The sequence below is a fragment of the Oliverpabstia intestinalis genome (assembly GCF_009696065.1).
Taxonomy (GTDB): Bacteria; Bacillota; Clostridia; order Lachnospirales; family Lachnospiraceae; genus Oliverpabstia; species Oliverpabstia intestinalis.
In genome coordinates this window covers 1-1,111 of the sequence record NZ_VUMS01000090.1, presented here as the reverse complement: position 1 = coordinate 1,111, position 1,111 = coordinate 1, and the positions used below count along the sequence as shown (strand labels likewise).

The window sequence follows — 1,111 nt, the reverse complement described above, 5'->3', positions numbered from 1 at the left end:
TGCGAGAAGTATATGGCTTGGATAAAGCATTACGCGAGTAAACTCGCATATTTATTGTGGCTCACTCCGTCTGGACAGGTGGCTCACGTTACACTGGACAGGCGGCTCTGCCGCACAAGAATATTCATTGATTCTTCTAAGAATTGCATAAGAAGTAGGTTAAGGAATAGTTTTTTGGCCGGATCAACCTATGAAATTAGTTAGGAATTGAAAAGTTATCGCATAAATTGGGAGATATCTAGTGAAAACGAAAGCATAAATAAAATAAATGAATTGATATGTATGAAAAGGGCATAATAGGTACATACAAACATTCTAAAATAAAAGCAAAAATTTTATTGGAGAACGTTTATGAACACATATTATTCAGAAGTACCACAAAGATTATGTGCTTATCGAAAAGCTTTGGAAATGACACAAAAAGAAATGTCAGAGAGGTTTGGAGTCCAACAGGATCATTATAGCAGGTTGGAAAACGGAAAGACTCTTCTTTCATATAGAAATCTGTTATGCTTTATGAGAAGCGGAGGAGATATTTATTATTTAATTACAGGAAAAGAACGATATACAGGGGTGATAAATGTATATTTGGATAATTTCAAACTCTTAAGAAACAAAGTGGAAATTGTGAAATTAATTCTGTGGGCAACATATCAGAGTATATCATATGAAAAATCAAATGAAATATATGAGATAAAACGAGCATGGAAACATATAGAGCTAATTGAGAATGAAAAGAAAATGAATTCTATATGGAGAAATATTCGTAAAGTAGAGGGGATTTCACAGCAACGAATGGCTGAACGGCTGGATATTAACATTAAAAGATATCAGAGAATGGAGAATTTACGAACAAAACCGGATGCGGAGATTCTACATTCTTTATTTTTTGATTTGGGATATTCACCATTGGTAATGATGAAACAGGATATGTTTTATTTAGATGAGATAAATAAAATTTGGGATGAATGGTGCTAGAATATAAATAGTACAAGTCAAAATGAGAATCCCTAATTACAAATTTTATGGTACTATGTAGTTACCGCACTGAAGGAGGATCTCATTATGGCAAAGCACTATGACAAACAATTTAAATTGGATGCAATCCAGT

Annotated in this window: 1 protein-coding gene; it reads left to right on the top strand. The window is 33.1% G+C overall.

Annotation, left to right across the window (positions count from 1 at the left end):
• Nucleotides 1-351: 351 nt before the first annotated feature.
• Nucleotides 352-978 (top strand): helix-turn-helix domain-containing protein, encoded by a 627-nt coding sequence (locus tag FYJ57_RS15060; RefSeq protein ID WP_154433285.1) that lies wholly within the window; start codon nucleotides 352-354, stop codon nucleotides 976-978.
• The last annotated feature ends 133 nt before the right edge of the window (nucleotides 979-1,111 follow it).